The organism is Vallitalea okinawensis, from assembly GCF_002964605.1.
In the GTDB taxonomy this organism is placed as follows: Bacteria; Bacillota; Clostridia; order Lachnospirales; family PQDH01; genus Vallitalea_A; species Vallitalea_A okinawensis.
Genome location: NZ_PQDH01000006.1, coordinates 306,478 through 329,178, shown reverse-complemented (window position 1 = coordinate 329,178; position 22,701 = coordinate 306,478). Strand labels below are relative to the sequence as shown.

Below are 22,701 nucleotides of genomic sequence, written 5' to 3'. Positions count from 1 at the left end.
TCCCTCACCTCCTACAAGTTAGTATCTATCATGATGTCGTTTATTATCCTGAAAGGAGAGGATGTCCAGAGCTTCTCCTTTTAGGATAGTTTTAGTCTAAGATTTATTCAAGGATAGGAATTATTTATGCTCTTTCATGGAAAGTACGGTTAATAACATCTAATTGCTGTTCGCGGGTTAATTTGATAAAGTTAACAGCATAGCCAGACACACGGATAGTTAATTGTGGGTATTTTTCTGGATGATCCATTGCATCTAATAATGTCTCACGATCAAAGACGTTAACATTAATATGGTGTCCTTCATCATGGAAGTATGCATCTAACATACCACTCAAGTTATTAACACGCTCATCTTTATCTTTACCTAAGGCATTAGGTACGATTGAGAATGTATAAGAGATACCGTCTTCAGAATCATCATAAGGTAATTTAGCAACAGAAGCCATTGAAGCTATAGCGCCTTTTTTATCACGACCATGCATTGGATTAGCACCTGGTGCAAAAGGTTCACCAGCTTTACGTCCATCAGGTGTGCTTCCAGTCTTTTTACCATACACCACGTTAGATGTAATGGTTAATATAGACATTGTAGGGATGGAATCTCTATAAGTCTTGTGTTTTCTTAACTTGTTCATGAATCTTTGCACAATATCACAGGCAATATCATCAACACGATCATCGTTATTACCATAAGCAGGATATTCACCTTCAATGGCATAATCAACTACTAAACCATCTTCATTACGTATCGCTTTAACCTTGGCATGCTTAATAGCTGATAAAGCATCAGCTACTACAGATAGACCTGCAATACCACATGCGGATGTTCTTAAGATATCTTTATCATGTAAAGCCATTTGTAACTTTTCATAACAATATTTATCATGCATATAGTGAATGATATTTAATGTATTAATGTAGAGGTGTGATAACCAATCAAGAACTTGGTCAAACTTTACAAGAACCTCATCATAATCAAGAATTTCACTTGTAACAGGTGCGTATAATGGTCCAATTTGCTCACCTGTTTTTTCATCTTTACCACCATTGATAGAATATAGTAAAGCTTTTGCTAAGTTAGCACGTGCACCAAAGAATTGTAGTTGCTTACCAATTTTCATTGCTGATACACAACAAGCTATACCGTAATCATCACCATATTCTGTACGCATTAAATCATCATTCTCATATTGAATAGAGCTTGTGTCAATAGAAACTTGAGTACAAAAATGTTTGAAGTTTTCAGGGAGTTTTTCTGACCATAATACTGTTAAGTTAGGTTCTGGAGCAGGACCTAATGTATAGAGTGTATGAAGAACTCTGAAACTATTTTTTGTTACCAATGGACGACCATCGATACCCATACCACCGATACACTCAGTTACCCAAGTTGGATCTCCTGAAAATAGGTCGTTATATGAAGGTGTTCTTAAGAAACGCACCATACGTAATTTCATAACGAATTGATCAATTAACTCTTGAGCATCGACTTCAGTGATAACACCATTCTTAAGATCTCTTTCAATATAAATATCTAAGAAAGATGAAACACGACCAAGTGACATTGCCGCACCATCTTGCTCTTTAATAGCACCTAAATAACCAAAATATGTCCATTGGATAGCTTCTTTTGCATTTGTAGCTGGCTTTGTAATATCAAGTCCGTAACCAGCAGCCATTTCAGCTAACTGTTTTAATGCTTTAATCTGTTCAGAAATTTCTTCACGTAAACGAATAACACTTTCGTTCATGTAATCCATCTCTAATTGTTTTTTCTCTTTTTGTTTTTCATCAATTAGACGATCAGTGCCGTATAAAGCTACTCGTCTATAATCACCTATGATACGACCACGACCATAAGCGTCAGGAAGACCTGTGATTATACCGGAGTGACGTGCTTTACGCATATCTTCAGTATAAGCATCAAAAACGCCATCATTGTGAGTTTTACGGTATTTTGTAAAAGTTTCATTAGTTTGAGTATCTAGTTCATAGCCATATGCATTAAGGGCATTTCTTACAACTCGAATACCACCATTTGGCATTATACCTCTTTTTAAAGGTTGATCTGTTTGGAACCCTACAATGAGTTCCATATTCTTATCTACATATCCAGGACCATGAGAGGTTACACTTGAAGGAGTCTTAGTTTCAACATCCAGAATACCTTTGTCTCGTTCAATTTTCATAAGTTCAGATACTTTTTCCCAAAGCTTATTTGTGTTAGCAGTTGCACCTTCTAAGAAAGAGTCATCACCCTCATAAGGTGTATAGTTTAACTGGATAAAATTTCTTACATTAATTGTATCAATCCATTTACCTTTTTTAAATCTATTCCAAGCTTCCATGATGATACCTCCTATTCAAATCTTTATCAATTACTTCTCTCTATACAGTTAATATTGAAAAGAAGCAAATAAATTATTCAACATATAAGCGATTGATTATATGTATACAGGATACAATATTCAATACACCTATATAATATCATTTGCAATAAGAGGAGTCAAGTTATTTTTTGATAATAATTCTTAAATTAATTATATACCAAAAAAAATAAATGTCTAATTAATATTAGTAATGATGTTTATTAGGAAGACTTATGATGGTTGAAGATTCAGAATGTAAGTGTTAAAATAGAATAAGTTAAATGTTTTTGCATACAAAGGTATTGAAAACATGAGTTTACTTTGAAAAATAAAATAGGTAGAGAGGGGGAATAATTTGTATATTAATAAATTTAGTCAAGACCCAATCTATGTACAAATAAAGAGAGCTATATCTGAAAAAATAAATGAAGGTTTTTATAAATCAGGTGATCGTATCCCATCAGAACGAAAGCTGAGTGAAGACTTTGGCGCAAGTAGAATGACTGTACGACAAGCAGTAAATGAGTTAGTTAATGAAGGAAAACTTTATCGTGAACAAGGCAGAGGGACGTTTGTAGCTTCGCCCCAATTTTTTCAACATAACTTAAAAAGTTTTACTCAGACCCTTATTGAAAAAGGGCATCAACCATCTACAGAAATATTAGAGTTTAATACCGTCTTTAATATTAAGGAAATTAATCAAAAGTTAGACTTAAATGATAATGAGGTGCTTTATAAAATTAAGCGTTTAAGAAAAGCAGATGATATTCCTGTTGCATTAGAAACGGTTTACCTACCTAAATTATATTGTCCAGGATTAGAGAAATACGATATGAGCCAATCTATGTATGGGTTATTAGAAAGCGAGTATGGTTTTACGATTGATACCATCTCCTGTGAAATTGATGCATGTATTTCTGATAAATTTCAAATGAAAATATTTGGTGTTGATAAACGTGTACCTTTATTAAAAGTTAGTGGTATTAACTACTCAGCACAAAATATGAAGTTGTTTTATGAAGATTCCTATTATCGCTCAGATTTATATAAGTACCACGTTGATTTATATAAGAGACAATGGACCTAATTATTAAGGTTAAATAATGAATTTCAGTTATGGCAGTAAATTCAATTATATTGAAGAATTTAGAATTGATTAAGTTCAAGATATATAGTTGTAAAATCTAAATTCTTGTAATATAATAATGACAGGACAATGGGCTTTGCAATGTATGCTTTGTTTATTGTTTGTGTTTATATGATAATAGAAAACTCAATGATTAAAAAAATGATTATATGGGGGATACTATTATTATTGACATAATTATAATAGAAACCATCTTATATAAGGAGGTATATCAATGGCAGCGAAAATTACGAAAGACATGATTATTAATGATATTATCATGGTTGATCAAGGTACAGTACCTATTCTTATGGAATCTGGTATGCACTGTGTTGGTTGTCCATCTTCTAGAGGCGAAACTCTTGAAGAAGCATGCATGGTACATGGCATGGAAGTAGATGTACTTGTTAAAAAACTTAATGATTATTTAGCTTCATTATAGAATTAAAAGTTAGCTTTTTAGCTAACTTTTATCTATGTATATTGAATTTAACATTTAACACGTTGAATCGTACCAAATAATGATTAAACTTATGGTCATTATTTTAAATTAAACTTATCTATGTTGATGACGAAAGCAATTAAATCAATTCATTCAGAATAGTTTCTTATCATTTTATCAATCATATATAATAAACGATATCATTATATGTGTCACGAGAATTTAAATCAAATATATAAATTTCCATAATTATCTTAGCGATAAAATTATAGCTAGTCAATTGAACTCATAAAAAATAGTATATCTAGCTAAGTGAATATATAGATAAAATCCATGAAAGTTGAACTTAAAATAGAAAATGGATAACAAATTGGATAAATAGGACTCAATTATCGGCATGTGCGACAATAAATCGACTTTATGCATATTTATTTTTGTATAAATTAATAATATAGATAATCGGTTTTTTGTTATATAATATAGTGGGAGTAATTTTGCTAAATATGAATAATTACGATAGAAAGATGTGGTAGGGTATGATGAGAAAGACAAAAATTATTTGTACCATTGGGCCTGTTTCAGAGTCCAAAGACATGTTAAGACAATTAATCTTAAACGGCATGAATATTGCCAGATTAAACTTCTCACATGGTGATCATGATGAACAAGGTAACCGTATTAAACTTATTAAGGAGTTAAGAGAAGAATTAAGTATTCCAGTTGCAATGCTTCTTGATACAAAAGGTCCTGAGATTCGTCTTAAGACTTTTAAAGAAGGTAAAGTACAAGTTAAAGTAGGACAGAAGTTTACTTTAACCTCAAGAGATATTGATGGCGATGAAACAGGATGCAGCATGACCTTTGATCATCTTGCAAAAGATGTTGAACCAGGTGATCGTATCTTAATTGATGATGGCTTAGTAGAGTTAGAAGTTATTTCAACTAACGATACAGACGTTGAATGTCTCGTTAAGAACAATGGTTTTGTCGGTAACAAAAAAGGTGTAAATGTGCCAGGAGTTAAATTAAACTTACCTGCTCTTACTGATAAGGATCGTAGTGATATCGAGTTTGGTATTAAAAGTGGTGTAGACTTTATTGCGGCATCCTTTATCCGTAAAGCTGATGACGTTCTTCAAATTAGAAAGTTATTAGACAAGCTTGATGCTGTTAATACACCAATCATTGCTAAGATCGAAAACCAAGAAGGTATTGATAATATCGATGATATCATAGAAGCAGCTGATGCTATTATGGTTGCTCGTGGAGACTTAGGTGTTGAAACAGAGCCAGAAATGATTCCTATTTATCAAAAAAGAATCATTGAGAAATGTAATAAAGCTGGAAAAGCAGTTGTTACTGCGACGCAAATGTTAGATTCTATGATTAGAAATCCAAGACCAACTCGTGCTGAATCTACTGATGTCGCTAATGCTATTATTGATGGTACAGATGCCATCATGCTTTCAGGTGAAACTGCAGCTGGTGATTACCCAATAGACGCTCTAAGAACAATGGTTTCTATTGCGAAAACAACAGAAGCTGAGTATGCAGATCGTTTCTTCAAAGAAAAGAGAAAGCTATTCAATAAGAGTATTAGTATTACGAATTCTGTTAGTTATTCTACTTGTACAACGGCAACAAGTTTAGATGCAAGAGCTATTATTACAACGACAACTTCTGGCTATACAGCTAGAATGGTATCAAAATTCAGACCTAAAGTACCTATTATAGCAGCAACTGTATCTGAAAAAATTGCGCGTCGACTAAATATTGTTTGGGGCGTGACACCAGTCTTACTTGATGTAGCAGACAATACAACAGACTTATTTAAGGATGCTATGGCAATTGCTACAGAAAAAGGTTACTTAGAGAATGGTGATGTTGTTGTCGCAACAGCTGGAGTACCAGTCGGCATGTCAGGTTCAACAAACATGATGTCCATTTATACTGTTGGAGAAATCTATCTCAAAGGGAAAGGAATCGGTAATCGCTCTGTCACTTCAAAATTGTGTGTAGCAGAGAAGGTAAGCGATTTAGAGACAAAGCTTGAGACTGATGAAATCATCGTTGTTAAAGAAGCCGGTGAAAACATTGTTCCTTTCATCCATACCGCATCAGGGTTAATCTTTGAAGAAGAAGAAGCTAATATTTGTAAAGAGATTATCCAAACAGCTTTAAAATATAACGTGCCTGTATTAGCGGCTGTTGAAAACGCAACAGAAGTATTAAGAGATGGACAAATCGTATCTTTAGATGCGAAAAGAGGTCTTATTTTTACAGGTAAAATGTAAGAGATGTTTTAGCAAAGTTAATATAGATTGTTACTAATACATGGTTCCTATATCCTATAGGAGCCATTTTAGTTATAGACTATAGTCTGTTGAGAAGGGACCATACTTTTTTCACATACTTGAAGCGATGATAGTCACTTTTCTTGTTTCAGCTCATTTTGAAATAATTTACGGTATTTTAAAGGGGATAAACCTGTCATACTTTTAAAAACACGTCCGAAATGTGTTATATTCTGATAGCCTACACATTCACTGATATGAGTAATGTTTAAGTGTGATTCTAAAAGTAATTTTTGCGCTTCATTAATCCTTACATGATTAAGATATTCTGTAAAGGTAAAGCCTGTTGCTTCTCGAAATATTCTACTTAAATAATTGGGGCTAATGAAGTAAAGTTCTGAGAGATTATACAAATGAATATTCTTACCGAAGTTCATATTAATATACTTTACTATATCAGAAACTTTATGATGTAATGTAGTTGGATGCTGTATATTAGATTTTAAATCCATTGATGCGTTTCTATGGATAAAAATAAGTAATTCTATAAGTAGTAATTTTAAAGTACTTTCATAACCTATAAATTGTTCTTGTTCTTCATTAATCATTCGATTAAAAAGATAATCCAAATAAATTTGTTTTTTATAATCTAATTGAATGAGGTTGTAGTCTTCACATATAAGATTTAAGATATTAACATCATGTATGGCATCTTTAAATTTATCTACCAGTTGTTCTTTAAATTCTATCATTATTCTCTTATGAGTTGCTTGTTCAACTTTTAATGTCCTATGAATGATATTTTTGTTTATGAATATTAAATCACCTTTCTTAAGCAGATATGTTCTGTCCTTAACAAAAAAAGAGCGTTTTCCTTCGAAAAGATAGTATATCTCATAACTATTATGATAATGTACAAAGGTCATATCACTTGTTTTTTTAGGTGCATCCATATTAGATATTTTAAATTCATAATCATTACGTTTAATAAGCGGTAAATTATATTTCAAAATTCTCACCCAAATAAATTATAGTAAATAATATATAGCTTGAGTCACGGACGGATTCAATTCCATGAATCATACAGTGGTAATGAGTGCATGAAAGCTGGATACTTTATCATATCAAATACATTATATGTTGGCAAGTTCATACTCCAAATTAAATAATTTTTATAATAGTAAATGTATAAAAATAGACATATAAAATAGTAAATGATTAGAATTTCAATTTTTTATAGCCTATAATATCTAGGAAGGAGGGCGTAATAATGAAAAATAGACCCAATATTCTATTTCTTATGTGTGATCAATTACAAGGAGATGTTTTGAAGGAAGATAGCCCTTGCATCACCCCCAATTTTGATGCGCTCAAATTAAGAGGTATGACGTTTGAAAAAGCATATACGCCAAATGCTGTATGTTCACCTGCCAGAGCAAGTCTAATGACTGGTTTATTACCCCATAATCATGGTGTACTTTGTGTTACCCACAATGTGGATAATGATCAATCTGTTATTCGAGATAATAAGCCTCATTGGGCTCAATACTTAGTAAAGAATGGTTATCATACAGGTTATTTTGGGAAATGGCATGTTGAAAGATCTTGTGATCTAGAAAAGTATGGATGGCAAATTAATGGTGGGATAGATACACAATTATACAAGAATAAAAAAGCTGAGATATGTGGTAATAAAGATGATTCTCAAGACTATAGTATAGTGAAGTATCATGAATACCCCCTCGGATATGATAATAAGCAGATTTTTTATGGGGTAACAGAGGTAGAGAGTGATAAAAGAAGTATGGGAATTACAACATCTCTGGCTCTTGATTTCCTAGATCAAGTATCTGGATCTAATAAACCCTGGTGTTGTTTTGCTAGTATAAAAGAACCACATGATCCTTTCGTTTGTGGTAATGATGCTTTTAACAAGTATAATGTTAATGATGTTGAATTGCCAGATAATATATATGACAAACTTGAAGGACGACCTAATATATATAAAAAAGCAGCTAGAGTATTTGAACATTATACAGAAGAAGATCATAAATTAGCACGAGTCTGTTATTATGCGTCTGTAACTGAAATTGATAAGCAATATGGACGTTTAATAAATAAGGTAAAGGAAAAAGGTGAAATAGACAATACGATTATTGTTCTAACGACAGATCATGGTGAATTGCTGGGTGCACATGGATTGTACTGTAAAAATATTGGAGCCTACGAAGAAGTATATAATATCCCTTTAATTATGGCAGGACCTAATATAGAAGAGGGTATAAAAACAAATGCCAGAGTCGGATTACATGATTTAGCGCAGACGTTGTTGGAACTTTCAGGAATCAACACTTTAGATGTGCCAGATTCTACATCATTTGCATCTGTATGCAAGGAATATAAATATCATGAAGAGAATTTTCACATGGGATTTGCTGAATATTATGGTGGACGCATTTGGTTAACACAACGAATTGTATGGGGTGGAGCATGGAAATACGTATTTAATGGATTTGACTTTGATGAGTTATATAATTTAGATGATGATCCCTATGAGCTAAATAATCTTATTGATAAGAAGGAATATAAGTACAAAGTGAGAGAACTATGTACTTATATGTGGAATATGATTCATAAAACAGAAGATCATAGTTTATATAAATCCCATTACCCAATATTAAGAGTTGCGCCGTATGGTCCTAAAATTACTGATGAGTACAAACCATTAGATGATGTAAATGGATAGTAGAATAGGAAATATATAATAATCTCACAGAAATAATAAGAGCACCTTAGAGTTACAAATAAAACTTAAGGTGCTCACTAATATATTCAATCTCGGCTGATCATCTAAATCAAGTCATTTAGACATCCCTTATCTATTCCTTATTATTGTTAACGAGCTAGCCAACCACCATCAACTGCAACGGTGTATCCATTGACATAATCGGATGCCTTAGATGCTAAGAAGACAATAGGACCTGCTAGATCTTCTGGTAATCCCCAACGATTTGCTGGGATTCTTCCAAGAATTTCAGCACTTCTTTTTTCATCTGCTCTTAAAGGAGCTGTATTATCTGTAGCCATGTAACCTGGTGCAATCGCATTAACATTAATCCCTTCTTTAGCCCATTCATTGGCTAATAAACGTGTTACACCCATGACAGCTGATTTACTAGCTGTATAGGAAGGCACACGTATACCACCTTGGAAAGAAAGCATAGAAGCAATATTGATGATTTTGCCACCAGTACCTTGTTTGATAAATTCTTTAGCAACAGCTTGACTTAAGAAGAATACATTTTTGATATTGATGTTCATAACATCATCCCAGTCTTTTTCTGTGAAGTTGATGGAATCTTCACGGCGAATAATACCAGCATTGTTAACGAGAATATCAATATGGCCAAAGGTATCAATGGCTTCTTGAATGATTGAAGCATTTGATTCTGTCGTCATAAGATTAGCTTGGATACCAAGAAACTCTTTACCTAATGCTTCAACCTTAGCTTTTGTATCGTCCACATCAAGGTAATCAACGCCTACAATATCTGCGCCAGCTTCAGCCAATGCTAAAGCCATACCTTGACCAAGTCCAGTTCGACAACCTGTTACCAGGGCAACTTTACCATCTAAGTGAAATTGATCTAATATCATCATATTGCCTCCTTTAGAATAAGTCTTTCATGTCAATACCATCCATGTCAGTGAAGGTTTGATTTTCTCCAACCATTCCCCAAATGAAGGTATAGTTTTTCGTACCGCAACCTGAGTGAATAGACCAGCTTGGTGATATAACAGCTTCCTCGTTGCGCATAACTATGTGACGTGTTTCTTGTGGTTGCCCCATATAGTGGAAGACTACATTATCATCGTCCATATCAAAATAGAAATAAACTTCCATACGTCTTTCGTGAGTATGGCAAGGCATTGTATTCCAAACATTTTGCGGCTCAAGGATTGTCATACCCATTAAGAGTTGACAACTCTTGAGTACATTTGGATGTACGTATTGATAAATAGTTCTCTTGTTAGATTGCTCATCTGATCCTAAATGTAAAGGTGTCGCATCATCAATAGAGATTTTTACATTAGGATATGACTTATGAGCTGGAGCGCAGTTTATATAAAATTTTGCTGGCTTTGCAGGATCTTCACTTGTAAAGTTGATACCCTTATTACCCATACCAATATAAAGTCCGTCACGATTATCTAACTCAAATGTTTCATCTCCAACAACGACAGTACCTTTACCTCCAATATTGATAATACCCATTTCTCTTCTTTCAAGGAAATAGCTGACACCTAAATTTTTCTCACAATCTACATTCTTTTCAAGATGTACTTTTTCAGTAGTTGGCATGGCTCCTGCAGTTATGATGCGGTCCACATGGCTGTAAACCATATGTACATCATTTTCCTGGAAAAGATTCTGGATGAGGAACTCTCTACGTAATTCCTCAGTTGTGTAAAATTTTACATCATCAGGGTGTGATGCGTAACGAATGTCCATAATAATACCTCCATTTTTTCTGGTTATTTAAAGAGTGTTTATAAATAACCTTAGATATATTTATAATGAACATTAGAGATACAAGAGTGGTTATATATTTGATTATATTTTTTATTTGTATTATAATATATAGGATGTTTTTTAATACCACTCTATGCCTAGGTGAACTTAACCTGGGCTTTTTTTCTCTAATGCAATTAACAACTTTCTCTATGAACTAAATGATGTTTAACAATTGTCTTGGTTGCTTGAACATCTTCTTGTATTAATAAATTGATAACATGGTCGACAGCTAAAGCTCCCATTTTTGAGAATGGAACATGAACAGTTGTTATCGATGGGTGTACATATGCAGTCATATCAATGTCATCCATACCTACTAAAGCCATATCACTTGGAATATCGATACCATAATCTTTAGCGAATTTAATTAGTTTAATGGCATGGGAGTCGCAAATGGCAAAAAAGGCTGAAGGGCGCTGGATTTCTAAGATGTGTCTCACGGTTTCTTCCCACTGGTCCATTGATGATAATTCATGGACTAGTTTATGATTTATAGGAAGATTATGTTTTTCAAAAGCATCTCTATAGCCAAGTAATTTAGCTTCATCTACTTGAGAATGGCTAGGGCATCCAATGACTGCTATGTTCTTATGACCAATGGTAATAAGATGTTCTACCATATCAGAAGCTGCCTTTCTTAAATTGACGGCAACGTAGCTAATGTTTGCATCAGCCATAATACGATTGACAAATACATGTCGAATACCGTGCTTTTTCATTAAATCAGCTTCTAGTAAGGTGTCATTTGTATTTTTACCTACAACAATAATGCCTTTCAAAGTGGTACTATTGTTCCAGTTAGTATAATCTCTCTCCATCTGCTCTACGCTTCGTCTAGCAATATTCACTTTAATACCTTTTTCTTCTGCTCGAGATGTAATCCCATTGACTACCTTTGTAAAGCCTTGAAAGGATTCAAAGTCAGACGAAATACTAATCTCAAGCTCTATATTAAGATATTTATAGAGTTCATCAGTACGATAGTTTAATTGCTTCATGGCTTCTATGATACTTGTTTTAGCGTCAGAACGTATATTTTGACCGTTATAAAAGCGAAAAACTGTACTTCTAGAAACACCGGATAATTGAACAATATCATCAATTGTTGCCATAATACACCTTCTTCCTAGTGTCAGTATTATGAAATAAAAGTATCACTTATATGATACCAAAGTTTTATAAAAAAAGTCAAGAAAAAAACCACCTTTTTCAAGATGGTTTAAATAAGCTTTAATTTGCTTATAGCTTTTTGATCAATAATTGTTGTTGTATGTTCCTTTAAATAGCCTTCTGCGATATCAGAGGAATCTACTTTGTTACCATATTCTAATAGTACTTTCTCTGTTTCAGAAGATATTTTATTGGAACAATGAAGAACAAGAAATAGTTTCTTTGTGTTCTCATTTTTATAGAGAGTACTCTCTATATGTTCTGGTTCAATATTATAGGAAGCATCAATAATATGATCTAGTTTATTAAATGTATAAATAAAGGTTTGCTTGACGTTAAGATTCTTTCTTTCTGATAAGTCAATGACTTCTCCGAAATCCTCTTCGATTTCAGATTTCTTTTTGAATTTTCTAATGTTTTTATTAGGGGTCAGGTTAGCCAGCTTATCGTCAATTTCGTCAGGATCGTCTACCTTAGTTACAATTATCATAATGCTCTCTGTTGACATAGGTACAGCTTCAATCATAAGAGGTACATTATTAGCCTCAAAACCAAATTCATCGAAAGCTTTTTTCATCATATCCTTGAAAAGTTTTTGAGCTTTATCGGAGCCATAAGCCAATTCACTAATTTTGATTTCTCTTTCAAGTAAATCAGATTTATTTAATATTACACGTACTTGAGTGTCACTCATTTTTTCGATTTTCATTTTATCACCATCCATTCTATATATTCACATTAGGATGAAAGTAGCTGGGGTATATATTTACACTTATAGTATAATCTATAATCAAGTTGTATGTAAAGAGGTGAATTATGTATTTTTCTGTGTAAACAACAGATACTCCTAGTAGTGGGGTAGGGGGAGGGAGTTATCTAATTTATTCCATAAATCGAACATTAGCTAAAAAAATATGAATAAAATTCGGTTTTTCTATTGATTTCTTTTTAGTTTTTTGATATGCTATTGGAGTGTTATTACGTTTAAAAGAAAACATCCATATATTAAGGAAAACATATTGAACTATTGATAAACATTTTCAGTTCAATATCTATAGATGAGACTAACTTTTTAATGAGCTTAAATCACTAAATAAACTTCATGAAATGGAGTTCAGAAAGGATAGATATGTTATGGCAGGAAAAGTAATTATAGGAGCACAATGGGGAGATGAAGGTAAGGCTAAAATCATTGATATCTTATCAGAGAAAGCAGACGTAGTGGTGAGATCTCAAGGAGGAAATAATGCTGGTCATACAGTAGCAGTCGATAACGAAGTTTATAAATTTCATCTAGTACCATCTGGAATACTATATCCTGGCACCCTCTGTATTGTAGGTAATGGTGTTGTTATTGATCCAGAAGGCATTCTGGGGGAAATTGGCATGCTACATGATAGAGGTATATCTACTGATAACTTAAAAATAAGTTTAAGAGCCCATCTTGTTATGCCATATCATAAAGTTTTAGACGGGATTAAAGAAAAGCACCGTGGTGATGAAAGTATCGGAACAACTAAAAAAGGTATTGGTCCATGCTATATGGATAAAGTCGAGCGTTCAGGTGTACGTGTGTGTGATCTGCTTAATCCAGAAGTATTTGAAGAAAAAGTTAGAAGAAACGTTGAAATAAAGAATGCTATGATTACAAAAGTTTATGGCAGCACGGATACAGTTGATGCTGATGAAATTATTAAGAATTATATGGCTTATACTAAAGCGTTGAAGCAGTACTTTGCTGATACAACAGTATTGGTTCATGAGGCTATTGAAAGTGGTAAAAATGTTGTTTTCGAAGGTGCACAAGGAACATTATTAGACATTGATTTAGGAACTTATCCTTATGTAACTTCCTCACATCCTATTACGGGTGGTGTATGTGTGGGTTCAGGTATTGGACCAACAAAGATTGATGAATGCATAGGTGTTATGAAGGGTTATGTTACCCGTGTAGGTAAAGGTCCATTCCCTACAGAACTATTTGATGAAACGGGCGATCAAATTCGTAATGTTGGTCATGAGTTTGGTACTACAACAGGACGTCCAAGAAGATGTGGATGGTTTGATGCCGTTATTGGTAAGTTTGCAGTAAGAACGAGTGGATTAACTGCTATTGCTTTAAATAAAATTGATGTGCTTGCTGATATTGATAAGGTGAAAATATGTGTAGCCTATCGTAAAGATGGCGAGATTATTCCTGAATTCCCTGCAAGCCTCGAGGAACTGGCTAAATGTGAACCAGTTTATGAAGAGTTAGAAGGTTGGGGACAAATTGATCATATTCGTACTTATGATGAATTACCAGAAACGGTGAAAAAGTACATTGCTCGTGTAGAAGAATTATGCGGTGCTAAAGTAACGATGATTGGTGTAGGTCCAAACAGAGATCAAAATATTTATCGTTAATTGGTCCAGTGATAAGTTTAATAAGAAGATGTTACATGCAAAGCATGTAACATCTTTTTTTATGGAATAGGAAAGTTCGCGTTTTGCTCGCAAGGTACCGTACTTTCCTATTTCGTTTTAACGCAGCGGTAGCCGCTTTTGCATATGACTTAGCTACTAGGTAAAAAAATGAAACTATATGCTAACCGGTTGACATACGATTATATTTTGTATATAATAAATTACGGTTAATAAAGTTTAGCATCACTAGTGCCCAAGATTGAAGAAGAAGTTTATTAAAAATAAAAGTACTTATGAGTGAGTAGTTATCTATCTCTAAAGGTAGCTAGCACTTATTATAAATAGAAAAGAGGGTATACATGATCCAATTGAATATGCAACTAGATATACATGAAAATAAATATGACTTGGTTACAATTGGAGAGATACTTGTTGATCTAATATCAGATGAATATGGTGAAAATTTCGAAAGTAACACCTATAGTAAATACTTTGGAGGCTCAGTGGCCAACATTGCGATGAATTGTAGAAAGCTTGGCATTAAATCCAATGTCATATCTTCTATAGGGAGGGATGGTCTAGGTGAGTTCCTATTAAATGAGATAAAAAGTAAGTCGGATTTACCTGTTCAATACATTAATAAGGTAGAAGGATCTACTAGTCTTGTTCTGGTTACAAAAAGTAAAGGAAGTCCCAAGCCAATTTTTTACCGCGATGCGGATTACCAATTAGAATATAACGACGCTATTGAAGAACTAATTAATAAATCAACCATCATACATTTCTCGACCTGGCCATTAACGCATAAATTATCAAGACAGGTTGTAGAAAAAATAATAAACATAAGCCAACAGCGAGGGAAATTCATTGGCATGGACCCTAACTATCATCCAGCATTATGGGAGGGTTCTCAAGGAGGGGTTAATTATATAAAAAATATCCTCAAGGATGTTAATGTTATTAAGCCCTCAGAGGATGATGCGCGTCGTTTATTTGGTGAAGATACACCAGAAAATCAGATAGATAAATTTCATAATTTAGGAGTTGATCTCGTTTTAATGACTCTTGGGGCTGAAGGAGCTATCATATCCGATGGTCAGAATAAAGTCTATCTTAAAACCATGGCCAATGATGTAGTGGATGTCACAGGAGCTGGTGACGCTTTTTGGTCTGGATTTTATTCAGCTCTAATTAAAAAATATACAGTTATAGAAGCAGTTAAAGTAGGTCTTGCAGTGAGTGCATATAAATTAAAGTATACAGGTGCAGTAGTTGATTTGCCTGACCTAAAGACAATTAAAAAACTCTATCACTTATAGGAGGGATAAGATGCATATAGCTTTTTTTAATCCACAGGGTAACTTTGATCATAAAGACTCCTATTGGACAGAACATCCTGATTTTGGTGGCCAATTGGTATATGTCAAGGAATTGGCCATAGCTATGGCTAATGAAGGTCATGAAATAGATATTGTGACACGTAGAATAGAAAACTCAGGATGGAAAGAGTTTGCTGATACTATTGATTACTATCCAGAAGCTAAAGGGGTTCGTATAGTGCGTATTCCCTGTGGACCTAAAGGATTTATTCCAAAAGAGGAACTATGGACTCATCTAGAAGAATGGGTCGAGAATATCCACTTTTTTTATAAGGAAGAGGGACAAATGCCTGGGTTTGTAACGACGCATTATGGTGATGGTGGTATCGCGGGTTGTTTATTTAAAGAAAAAACTGGCATACCCTTTTCCTTTACAGCTCATTCATTAGGAGCTCAGAAGATGGATAAGATGGGAGTTTCAGAGGAGAACTATCAGGAGTATGAAAGCCGTTTTCACTTTACTACACGAATAATGGCTGAAAGGCACGCTATGCTACATGCATCAATTTGCTTTGTATCAACGAAACAAGAGAGAGAGGAGCAATATACACACTCCTATTATCATGGTGCAGGAGACAGGTATAATCCTGAGAAGTTTGAAGTTGTTCCACCTGGTGCTAATACAAAAATTTTCACGATACTTGAGGCTGACATTGATCAAAAGATGAACAGTTACTTTGATACTCTAATGATTAGAGATATTGTTGATGGTAGAAGAACATTACCAGGAATAATTTGTTCCAGTAGATTGGATACTAAAAAATATCATAAAGGTCTCGTAGAAGCCTATGCGAAAGACTTTGATTTACAAGAAAAAGCGAATTTAGTAATTGTCTTAAGAGGAGTTGATAACCCCTTTGAAAGTTATAAGCAGTTATCTGATGAGGAAAGTAATTTAATGGATGAAATAATGAGTTTGATAGATGAACATAAGCTAAAGGGGAAGGTTACTTTTGCCAACATATTGAGTCAAGGAGAATTGGCTTCATTTTATAGGGTGGCAAGTAATCGAAGGTCTATCTTCTCCCTTACAGCGATATATGAACCTTTTGGTCTAGCACCTATTGAGGCTATGGCATGTGGTCTTCCAGTTGTTGTTACAAAGAATGGTGGACCAAGTGAAGTACTAAAAGATGATAAAGGGTACTACGGTGTTCTTGTAGATGTTAGTAATTTATCAAATATTCAAGAAGGTTTAAAGTTAGCATTGGACAACTGGGATAGCTATCACCTTTTGGGTATCCAGCGTGTCAAATCTAAATATACTTGGGATATAGCAGCAGTGCAGTACGTAGAAGCAATAAGAAGAATCCGTACCTCTGAGGATGAGACTAGAATCACTAAAGAAATGAAAGATCTACTAAAAGGTACATTACAATTAGATCTCATCGACTTAAAGGAGAACAATCGCGATGCAAGAACTTAGAGAAGATGTATTCAGTGGGAAATCAGTTATTATCAATGAAGCCAGAGGGAAAAGGCCACAGCAATTTAAATCTCAATTAAGTGATATTGATAAAGATTGCTTCTTCTGTCTGGGTAATGAGGATAAAACACCGACGGCTTCATTAGTTATTAGTGAAGACCCATGGCAGGGAAGAGTCGTACCTAATAAATTTCCCATAGTCAATGACCAAGGATCCATTAGAGGGTACCATGAGGTAGTTATTGAATCTAACCGGCATCATGATAATTATTTTAATATGACTCAAGAGGACTTTGAACGCATCATTCGCATGTATAAGCACCGCTATTTAGCTTATATTAAGGATGATACGGTTAAGTACGTAAGTATATTTAAAAATCATTTGCGAGAAGCAGGAGCATCATTGGAACATCCACATAGTCAAATTATAGGGTTACCCATTATTCCAAAGGATGTAGAGGAAGAATTTCTACGATGCCAAACATTTGCATTAACTCATCAGAAATCTCTGCATCAACAAGTTATGGAAAAAGAAATCAAGGAAAATAAGAGGGTCATTCATGACTCTTTCAACTTTTTGGTTCTAGCACCTTATGCCTCGTTATTTAATTATGAAATACAGATTATCTATAAACAGACCAAAGCATTTGACCAATTAAGAGAAGAGGAAGTTTGCGAATTAGCGGGTATATATGAGAAGCTGTTTGAAGGACTATATGTAAAGGTTGGTAATGTACCTTTTAATATGTTCTTCCATTTCTACCCTATTCCTAGCAAATGTGATTTCTACCATTGGCATATACATGTAACACCAAGACTATCTATGCAAGCAGGTTTTGAGCTGAGTACAGGTATCTATGTCAATTCAGTATCACCAGAACAGGTAGCAAATGATCTAAAATGGTAGAGTTATTTACTTTAATGTAGGTTTATACTATAATATTGACAAATACACCCTATATAAAGGAGCAATGGTATGCCTACAATAAAAGATGTGGCCAAACAAGCAGGTGTTTCTGTAACAACTGTTTCTCGTGTCCTTAATAATCGCGGCTATTTAAGTGATGATGTAAAGTCGAAAGTTCATAAAGCTATGGAAGAGATTAACTATCAACCTAATGAAATTGCACGATCTCTCTTTAGAAAAAAATCCAATATTATTGGGCTTATAGTACCAAGTGCATCACATCCTTTTTTTGCCGCTTTAACGAATTTAACTGAAGCTTATGCTTTTGAAAAAGGCTATAAAGTGATGTTATGTAATTCGAATTTAGATCTAAAAAAGGAAAAAGAGTATATTGAAATGCTGAAGCGTAGTCAGGTTGATGGTATCATCATGGGGAGCCATACTTTAGATGTTGATGATTATAAGGCATTGAAATTGCCTATTGTCACCCTTGACCGTCGAATAGATGAGCAGATACCTTTTGTATCATGTGATAACTATCAAGGTGGTCAATTAGCTACAGAATTGTTGATTCAGAAAGGTTGCAAGAAGATTGCTTATATTGGTGGTAATCTAACGTTAGACTTACTTTCGAATAAAAGGTACGATGCTTTTGAAGAAGTTGCAAACCGAAATGATATCGAAACAGTTCTATTAGAAACAGATATAAAAGGATTTAATTTTGCTGAATATGATGATTTGGCATGCAAGCTTTTTGAAGAACATCCAGATATTGATGGTGTGTTTGCTAGCAGTGATATTATTGCATCCTATGTCATTAAAGCTGCGATTAAAAATCAAATGAATATACCAGATGATATAAAAGTCATAGGTTATGATAATATAAATGTGGCTGAATTCATGACGCCTGAGTTGACCACTATTGCACAGCCGATTGAAATTATGAGCAAAAAATTAGTAGATCTCCTCATTATGCAAATGGATTCAGAAAATATTAATGTAGAAAACGTATTTCCTGTTAAATTAATTCAAAGACAAACAACTTGATAGGGTATAAAATTACCCTATCAAAAAATTTTTAAATCGTATGTCAAACGGTTGACATACGACATAGCATCATCTATAATGTAATTGTAACTTGTTAACAAGTATTTTTGTATGTATATCTTTTATTTATCAAAATACAACAAATGACTGAAAAAGATTGAAGAAGCGGTTGGCGGATGAGGTAGACAAATTTATTTAGTTGGAAAATTCCAAATATTAAGAAAAAAGGGGAATGGTAATGAGAAAATTATGGACACTTTTAGTTATTGTAATGGCACTTTCTTTTGTAGGATGCAGTCAAAACACTGAAACAAAAGAATCAAGTAATGGTAACAATCAAACTATTGATAATTCTAAAACAAAAGATGATGTTGAAGATGAGATGGAAGCTGTTGAATTAGATATATTTCAATTCAAAGTAGAAATTGTAGAACAATTAGATAGTTTAATAGCAGATTTTGAGTCAGAGTACCCATATATCAGTGTTAACTTAGATACAACTGGTGGAGGAGAAGATTATGGTGCAGCACTTAAAGCAAGAATGAACTCTGGTAATATGCCAGCAATATTCAATGTACCTGGACCAACAGAGAGACAATTATGGTTTGATTACTTAGAAGATTTATCGAATGAACCATGGGTTGAAGTAACATCTGCAGGTCTTTTAGATAACATTACTCAAGAAGGTAAAGTGTTAGGTCAACCAATGAACATAGAAGGTTACGGTGTTATGTATAATCGTACAATACTTCATGAAGCTGGAATAACTGATGAAGAAATCAAAGGAGTTAATTCATTATCAGCTTTAAGAGAGTTATTTGCAAAAGTTGATACAAAAAAATCAGAATTAGGTTTAGAAGCTACAATGGGATGGTCAGTTGGTGGAACTGCATGGTGGGTAGCTGCATACCACACATTCAATGTTCCATTTGCTATGCAAGAAGATCCACTTGCATATGTTGATGAATTGAATAATGGAACTGCTATTATTGCTGAGAATGAGAGATTTGATGAGTTTCAAAATTTAATAGATACTTTCATTGAATACAGTTATCCTGATGTTGGATCAATTGATTATGAGAAACAATACAGTGATTTTGCTGCTGGAAAAACTGCATTCATGCAACAAGGTAACTGGACCATTAATCAATTGTTGGAGATTGACCCAGAGTTAGATATTGCATTCTTACCAATTCCACTTGGTGATGGTGGCAAAAATGATTCTATCCCTGTAGGTGTTCCAAATTACTGGGTAGTTAATAGTAAGCTTGATGATAGTGTAAAAGATGCAGCTATACTATTCTTAAACTATATTGCAATGAGTGAACGTGGGCATCAATTCTTGATTGATGACGCAAAATTCATACCAGCGTTTACTAATGTTGATGCAACAGAAGCGGATCCATTAGCACAATCTATTCTAGAGTATTCTTCAACAGGGAAGACAATACCTTGGGTATGGCATGCTTTTCCAGCAGGAATGAATGAAACAGATGCAAAGCAAGCTTTTCAAGACTATGTATCAGGTAACAAGACATGGATTGAAGTTTTAGAATTCTTAGATACTAAATGGGCTGAAAAAGCTCAATAGTCCTAAAGGTTTGGGCTGATTACTAAAGAGTAATTAGCCCTCCTAAACATTGATTGAACTATATGATCAAGATGCTAAAGCCTAGAGAAATCATATACAATATATAGTAGTTTAAGAGTGGATAAAGTATTATGTATTGTATGAAGAAAGAAAAATCAAATTCTAAGGTTAATCATCATGATTATATTAAATAAATATATTATATAAATTTACATTAACACTGAGGTGGAGCAATGAAGAAAAATGTATTTCATGATCGATTAGCTTTTTGGGGGTTTGTTGGTCCCGTTTTAATCACTTTTATAATGGTAGTTATTATTCCGTTTGCTATGGGATTGTATTATTCTTTTACAGACTGGAGTGCTATACCTGATAATCCAATTAATTATATTGGATTTCAAAATTATATGGAAGTTTTTAACGATGAGCAATTTATTATATCATTTAAGGCTACTATCATCTACACGATGATTTCTGTTTTATTAATTAATATAATTGGATTTACATTAGCTTTATTAGTAACAAGAAAACTTAAAACATCCAACTTATTAAGAACTACTTTCTTTATGCCAAATCTTATAGGGGGAATTATTCTTGGTTATGTTTGGCGCTTTATCTTCATGAAAGTATTTGTAGCCCTTGCTAGCAGCACTGGAATAGGATTCTTTGGGCTGCCTTGGCTTAGTGATGCTACCCATGCAATTTGGGCAATGGCCATTGTTAGTACTTGGCAAATGGGTGGCTATATTATGGTTATCTATGTGGCAGCATTACAAGGCATTCCTGAAGATTTATTGGAAGCAGCTCAAATTGACGGTGCAAATGCATGGCATCGAATTAAAGCTATTATTTTCCCACTTGTGGCACAAGCTTTTACTGTAAGTTTATTTTTAACCATATCAAGTTCTTTCAAGATGTTTGATGTCAATGCAGCTTTGACGAAAGGAGACCCTAGTCGGTTAACAGAGTTATTGACTTTAGAAATTTATAATAAAGCCTTCATAGAGTCTAAATTTGGTGTTGGGCAAGCCCAAGCTGTCATACTGTTCTTATTGATTTCAGTAGTTTCTTTAACCCAAGTTTACCTTAGCAAGAAAAGGGAGGTTGAGATGTGATGCGTAATAAAAAAATCCAATTAATAATCTTAGAAGTACTAGGTGTTTTATTAGGATTACTTTATATATCACCCTTTTATATAATCATTATTAATAGTTTCAAAAGTAAAAAAGAATTTTTGCTGAATACACTTTCATGGCCAAATGAACTTTTATTGGATAATTATTTAAAGGCTATGGATAAAATGGGTTTTTTAACTGCTTTTAAGAACTCGTTAATTGTTACAGTTTTGAGTTTGTTGTTAATAGTCATTTTATCATCAATGGCGGCATGGATGTTAGCCCGTACTAAATCCAAATTAAGTAATGTAATTTTCTATTCATTTGTAGCAGCCATGTTGATACCTTTTCAATCTGTTATGCTACCTTTAGTTGATCTGTTTGGTGTTAATAAGCTCAATTTGATTAATACACATTTTGGAATCATCTTCATGTATGTGGGCTTTGGAGCAAGCCTTTCAGTCTTCTTATTCCATGGATTCGTAAAATCTGTACCTATATCTTTAGAAGAAGCTGCTACTATTGATGGATGTAATAAACTTCAACTTTATTGGAAGATCGTATTTCCATTATTAAAATCGATATCGGTAACGGTTGCTATTCTTAATGGAATGTGGATTTGGAATGACTTTTTGTTACCTTCATTAGTATTACAGAAGAAAGAATTAAGAACATTACCATTATCCACTAAGTACTTTTTTGGAGCCTATCAAGCAGATTGGACCCTAGCTATGGCAGGACTTGTATTAGCCATTATTCCAATCATTATATTTTACTTATTAGCTCAGAAGCAAATTATTAAAGGTGTCCTTGCTGGTTCAATAAAATAATATTAGGAAAAGTATTTAAAA

18 protein-coding genes are annotated in these 22,701 nt (G+C 33.6%); 12 read left to right on the top strand and 6 right to left on the bottom strand.

The features are described 5' to 3' along the window. Positions 1-124: 124 nt before the first annotated feature. Positions 125-2,353 carry a formate C-acetyltransferase gene (gene pflB / locus C1Y58_RS17355; protein ID WP_408646600.1) on the bottom strand — a complete coding sequence of 743 codons (2,229 nt, stop codon included), beginning with the start codon at positions 2,351-2,353 and terminating at the stop codon, positions 125-127. Between the two features lie 373 nt (positions 2,354-2,726). Here pflB and C1Y58_RS17350 point away from each other — a divergent pair, with 373 nt between their 5' ends. The 3 genes from C1Y58_RS17350 to pyk all read left to right on the top strand — a co-directional run bounded on the left by C1Y58_RS17350 (position 2,727) and on the right by pyk (position 6,233). Continuing rightward, positions 2,727-3,458, top strand: a complete 732-nt coding sequence (locus tag C1Y58_RS17350; protein ID WP_105617359.1) for a GntR family transcriptional regulator — start codon at positions 2,727-2,729, stop codon at positions 3,456-3,458. A gap of 274 nt (positions 3,459-3,732) precedes the next feature. After that, a complete protein-coding gene (locus C1Y58_RS17345; RefSeq protein ID WP_105617358.1) occupies positions 3,733-3,939 on the top strand; it encodes a DUF1858 domain-containing protein in 207 nt (68 codons plus the stop codon). 536 nt (positions 3,940-4,475) lie between these two features. Beyond that, a complete protein-coding gene (gene pyk, locus C1Y58_RS17340) occupies positions 4,476-6,233 on the top strand; it encodes a pyruvate kinase (protein ID WP_330404445.1) in 1,758 nt (585 codons plus the stop codon). 134 nt (positions 6,234-6,367) lie between these two features. Here the strand turns inward: pyk and C1Y58_RS17335 are convergent, their stop codons facing one another. Beyond that, positions 6,368-7,243, bottom strand: coding sequence for an AraC family transcriptional regulator (locus C1Y58_RS17335; RefSeq protein WP_105617357.1), 876 nt, complete (start codon positions 7,241-7,243; stop codon positions 6,368-6,370). A gap of 260 nt (positions 7,244-7,503) precedes the next feature. On the opposite strand from C1Y58_RS17335, the gene C1Y58_RS17330 reads away from it, so the two are divergent. Next, positions 7,504-8,979, top strand: a complete 1,476-nt coding sequence (locus C1Y58_RS17330) for a sulfatase-like hydrolase/transferase (protein WP_105617355.1) — start codon at positions 7,504-7,506, stop codon at positions 8,977-8,979. Positions 8,980-9,128: 149 nt separating this feature from the next. On the opposite strand, the gene kduD is transcribed toward C1Y58_RS17330, so the two are convergent. From kduD to C1Y58_RS17310, 4 genes are all read right to left on the bottom strand, one after another. Continuing rightward, positions 9,129-9,890, bottom strand: coding sequence for a 2-dehydro-3-deoxy-D-gluconate 5-dehydrogenase KduD (gene kduD / locus C1Y58_RS17325; protein ID WP_105617354.1), 762 nt, complete (start codon positions 9,888-9,890; stop codon positions 9,129-9,131). A gap of 13 nt (positions 9,891-9,903) precedes the next feature. Beyond that, positions 9,904-10,746, bottom strand: coding sequence for a 5-dehydro-4-deoxy-D-glucuronate isomerase (gene kduI, locus C1Y58_RS17320; RefSeq protein WP_105617352.1), 843 nt, complete (start codon positions 10,744-10,746; stop codon positions 9,904-9,906). A 197-nt stretch (positions 10,747-10,943) separates the two neighbouring features. Further along, a complete protein-coding gene (locus C1Y58_RS17315; protein WP_105617351.1) occupies positions 10,944-11,921 on the bottom strand; it encodes a LacI family DNA-binding transcriptional regulator in 978 nt (325 codons plus the stop codon). A gap of 107 nt (positions 11,922-12,028) precedes the next feature. Then, positions 12,029-12,688 (bottom strand): adaptor protein MecA, encoded by a 660-nt coding sequence (locus tag C1Y58_RS17310; RefSeq protein ID WP_157950175.1) that lies wholly within the window; start codon positions 12,686-12,688, stop codon positions 12,029-12,031. Positions 12,689-13,113: 425 nt separating this feature from the next. Between C1Y58_RS17310 and C1Y58_RS17305 the strand changes: the two genes are divergently transcribed. The 8 genes from C1Y58_RS17305 (at position 13,114) to C1Y58_RS17270 (ending at position 22,680) form a co-directional block, all read left to right on the top strand. Then, complete coding sequence (locus C1Y58_RS17305; protein ID WP_105617349.1) at positions 13,114-14,385, top strand: adenylosuccinate synthase; 1,272 nt, start codon at positions 13,114-13,116, stop codon at positions 14,383-14,385. Positions 14,386-14,744: 359 nt separating this feature from the next. Then, the gene (locus C1Y58_RS17300; protein ID WP_105617348.1) at positions 14,745-15,704 is read left to right on the top strand and encodes a carbohydrate kinase family protein; all 960 of its coding nucleotides are present in this window, start codon (positions 14,745-14,747) and stop codon (positions 15,702-15,704) included. A 10-nt stretch (positions 15,705-15,714) separates the two neighbouring features. Continuing rightward, positions 15,715-17,190, top strand: coding sequence for a glycosyltransferase (locus tag C1Y58_RS17295; RefSeq protein WP_105617347.1), 1,476 nt, complete (start codon positions 15,715-15,717; stop codon positions 17,188-17,190). After that, positions 17,177-18,097 carry a galactose-1-phosphate uridylyltransferase gene (locus C1Y58_RS17290; protein ID WP_105617346.1) on the top strand — a complete coding sequence of 307 codons (921 nt, stop codon included), beginning with the start codon at positions 17,177-17,179 and terminating at the stop codon, positions 18,095-18,097. Before C1Y58_RS17295 ends, C1Y58_RS17290 begins: the two co-directional genes overlap by 14 nt. Before the next feature lie 69 nt (positions 18,098-18,166). After that, on the top strand, positions 18,167-19,144 hold the full coding sequence (locus C1Y58_RS17285) for a LacI family DNA-binding transcriptional regulator (RefSeq protein WP_105617345.1): 978 nt from the start codon (positions 18,167-18,169) through the stop codon (positions 19,142-19,144). 238 nt (positions 19,145-19,382) lie between these two features. Then, positions 19,383-20,735: an ABC transporter substrate-binding protein gene (locus C1Y58_RS17280; protein WP_157950174.1), complete on the top strand. Its 1,353-nt coding sequence runs from the start codon at positions 19,383-19,385 to the stop codon at positions 20,733-20,735. Between the two features lie 233 nt (positions 20,736-20,968). Next, the gene (locus C1Y58_RS17275; RefSeq protein ID WP_105617343.1) at positions 20,969-21,850 is read left to right on the top strand and encodes a carbohydrate ABC transporter permease; all 882 of its coding nucleotides are present in this window, start codon (positions 20,969-20,971) and stop codon (positions 21,848-21,850) included. After that, positions 21,850-22,680, top strand: coding sequence for a carbohydrate ABC transporter permease (locus C1Y58_RS17270; RefSeq protein WP_105617342.1), 831 nt, complete (start codon positions 21,850-21,852; stop codon positions 22,678-22,680). Before C1Y58_RS17275 ends, C1Y58_RS17270 begins: the two co-directional genes overlap by 1 nt. Positions 22,681-22,701: the final 21 nt, after the last annotated feature.

Coding starts and splice junctions, on each gene's coding strand:
- kduI (WP_105617352.1), bottom strand. CDS start 10,746: ATGGACATTCGTTACGCATCACACCCTGATGATGTAAAATTTTACACA.
- C1Y58_RS17285 (WP_105617345.1), top strand. CDS start 18,167: ATGCCTACAATAAAAGATGTGGCCAAACAAGCAGGTGTTTCTGTAACA.
- C1Y58_RS17345 (WP_105617358.1), top strand. CDS start 3,733: ATGGCAGCGAAAATTACGAAAGACATGATTATTAATGATATTATCATG.
- C1Y58_RS17300 (WP_105617348.1), top strand. CDS start 14,745: ATGATCCAATTGAATATGCAACTAGATATACATGAAAATAAATATGAC.
- C1Y58_RS17270 (WP_105617342.1), top strand. CDS start 21,850: ATGCGTAATAAAAAAATCCAATTAATAATCTTAGAAGTACTAGGTGTT.
- kduD (WP_105617354.1), bottom strand. CDS start 9,890: ATGATATTAGATCAATTTCACTTAGATGGTAAAGTTGCCCTGGTAACA.
- C1Y58_RS17280 (WP_157950174.1), top strand. CDS start 19,383: ATGAGAAAATTATGGACACTTTTAGTTATTGTAATGGCACTTTCTTTT.
- C1Y58_RS17310 (WP_157950175.1), bottom strand. CDS start 12,688: ATGAAAATCGAAAAAATGAGTGACACTCAAGTACGTGTAATATTAAAT.
- C1Y58_RS17290 (WP_105617346.1), top strand. CDS start 17,177: ATGCAAGAACTTAGAGAAGATGTATTCAGTGGGAAATCAGTTATTATC.
- C1Y58_RS17295 (WP_105617347.1), top strand. CDS start 15,715: ATGCATATAGCTTTTTTTAATCCACAGGGTAACTTTGATCATAAAGAC.
- pyk (WP_330404445.1), top strand. CDS start 4,476: ATGATGAGAAAGACAAAAATTATTTGTACCATTGGGCCTGTTTCAGAG.
- C1Y58_RS17330 (WP_105617355.1), top strand. CDS start 7,504: ATGAAAAATAGACCCAATATTCTATTTCTTATGTGTGATCAATTACAA.
- C1Y58_RS17305 (WP_105617349.1), top strand. CDS start 13,114: ATGGCAGGAAAAGTAATTATAGGAGCACAATGGGGAGATGAAGGTAAG.
- C1Y58_RS17275 (WP_105617343.1), top strand. CDS start 20,969: ATGAAGAAAAATGTATTTCATGATCGATTAGCTTTTTGGGGGTTTGTT.
- C1Y58_RS17315 (WP_105617351.1), bottom strand. CDS start 11,921: ATGGCAACAATTGATGATATTGTTCAATTATCCGGTGTTTCTAGAAGT.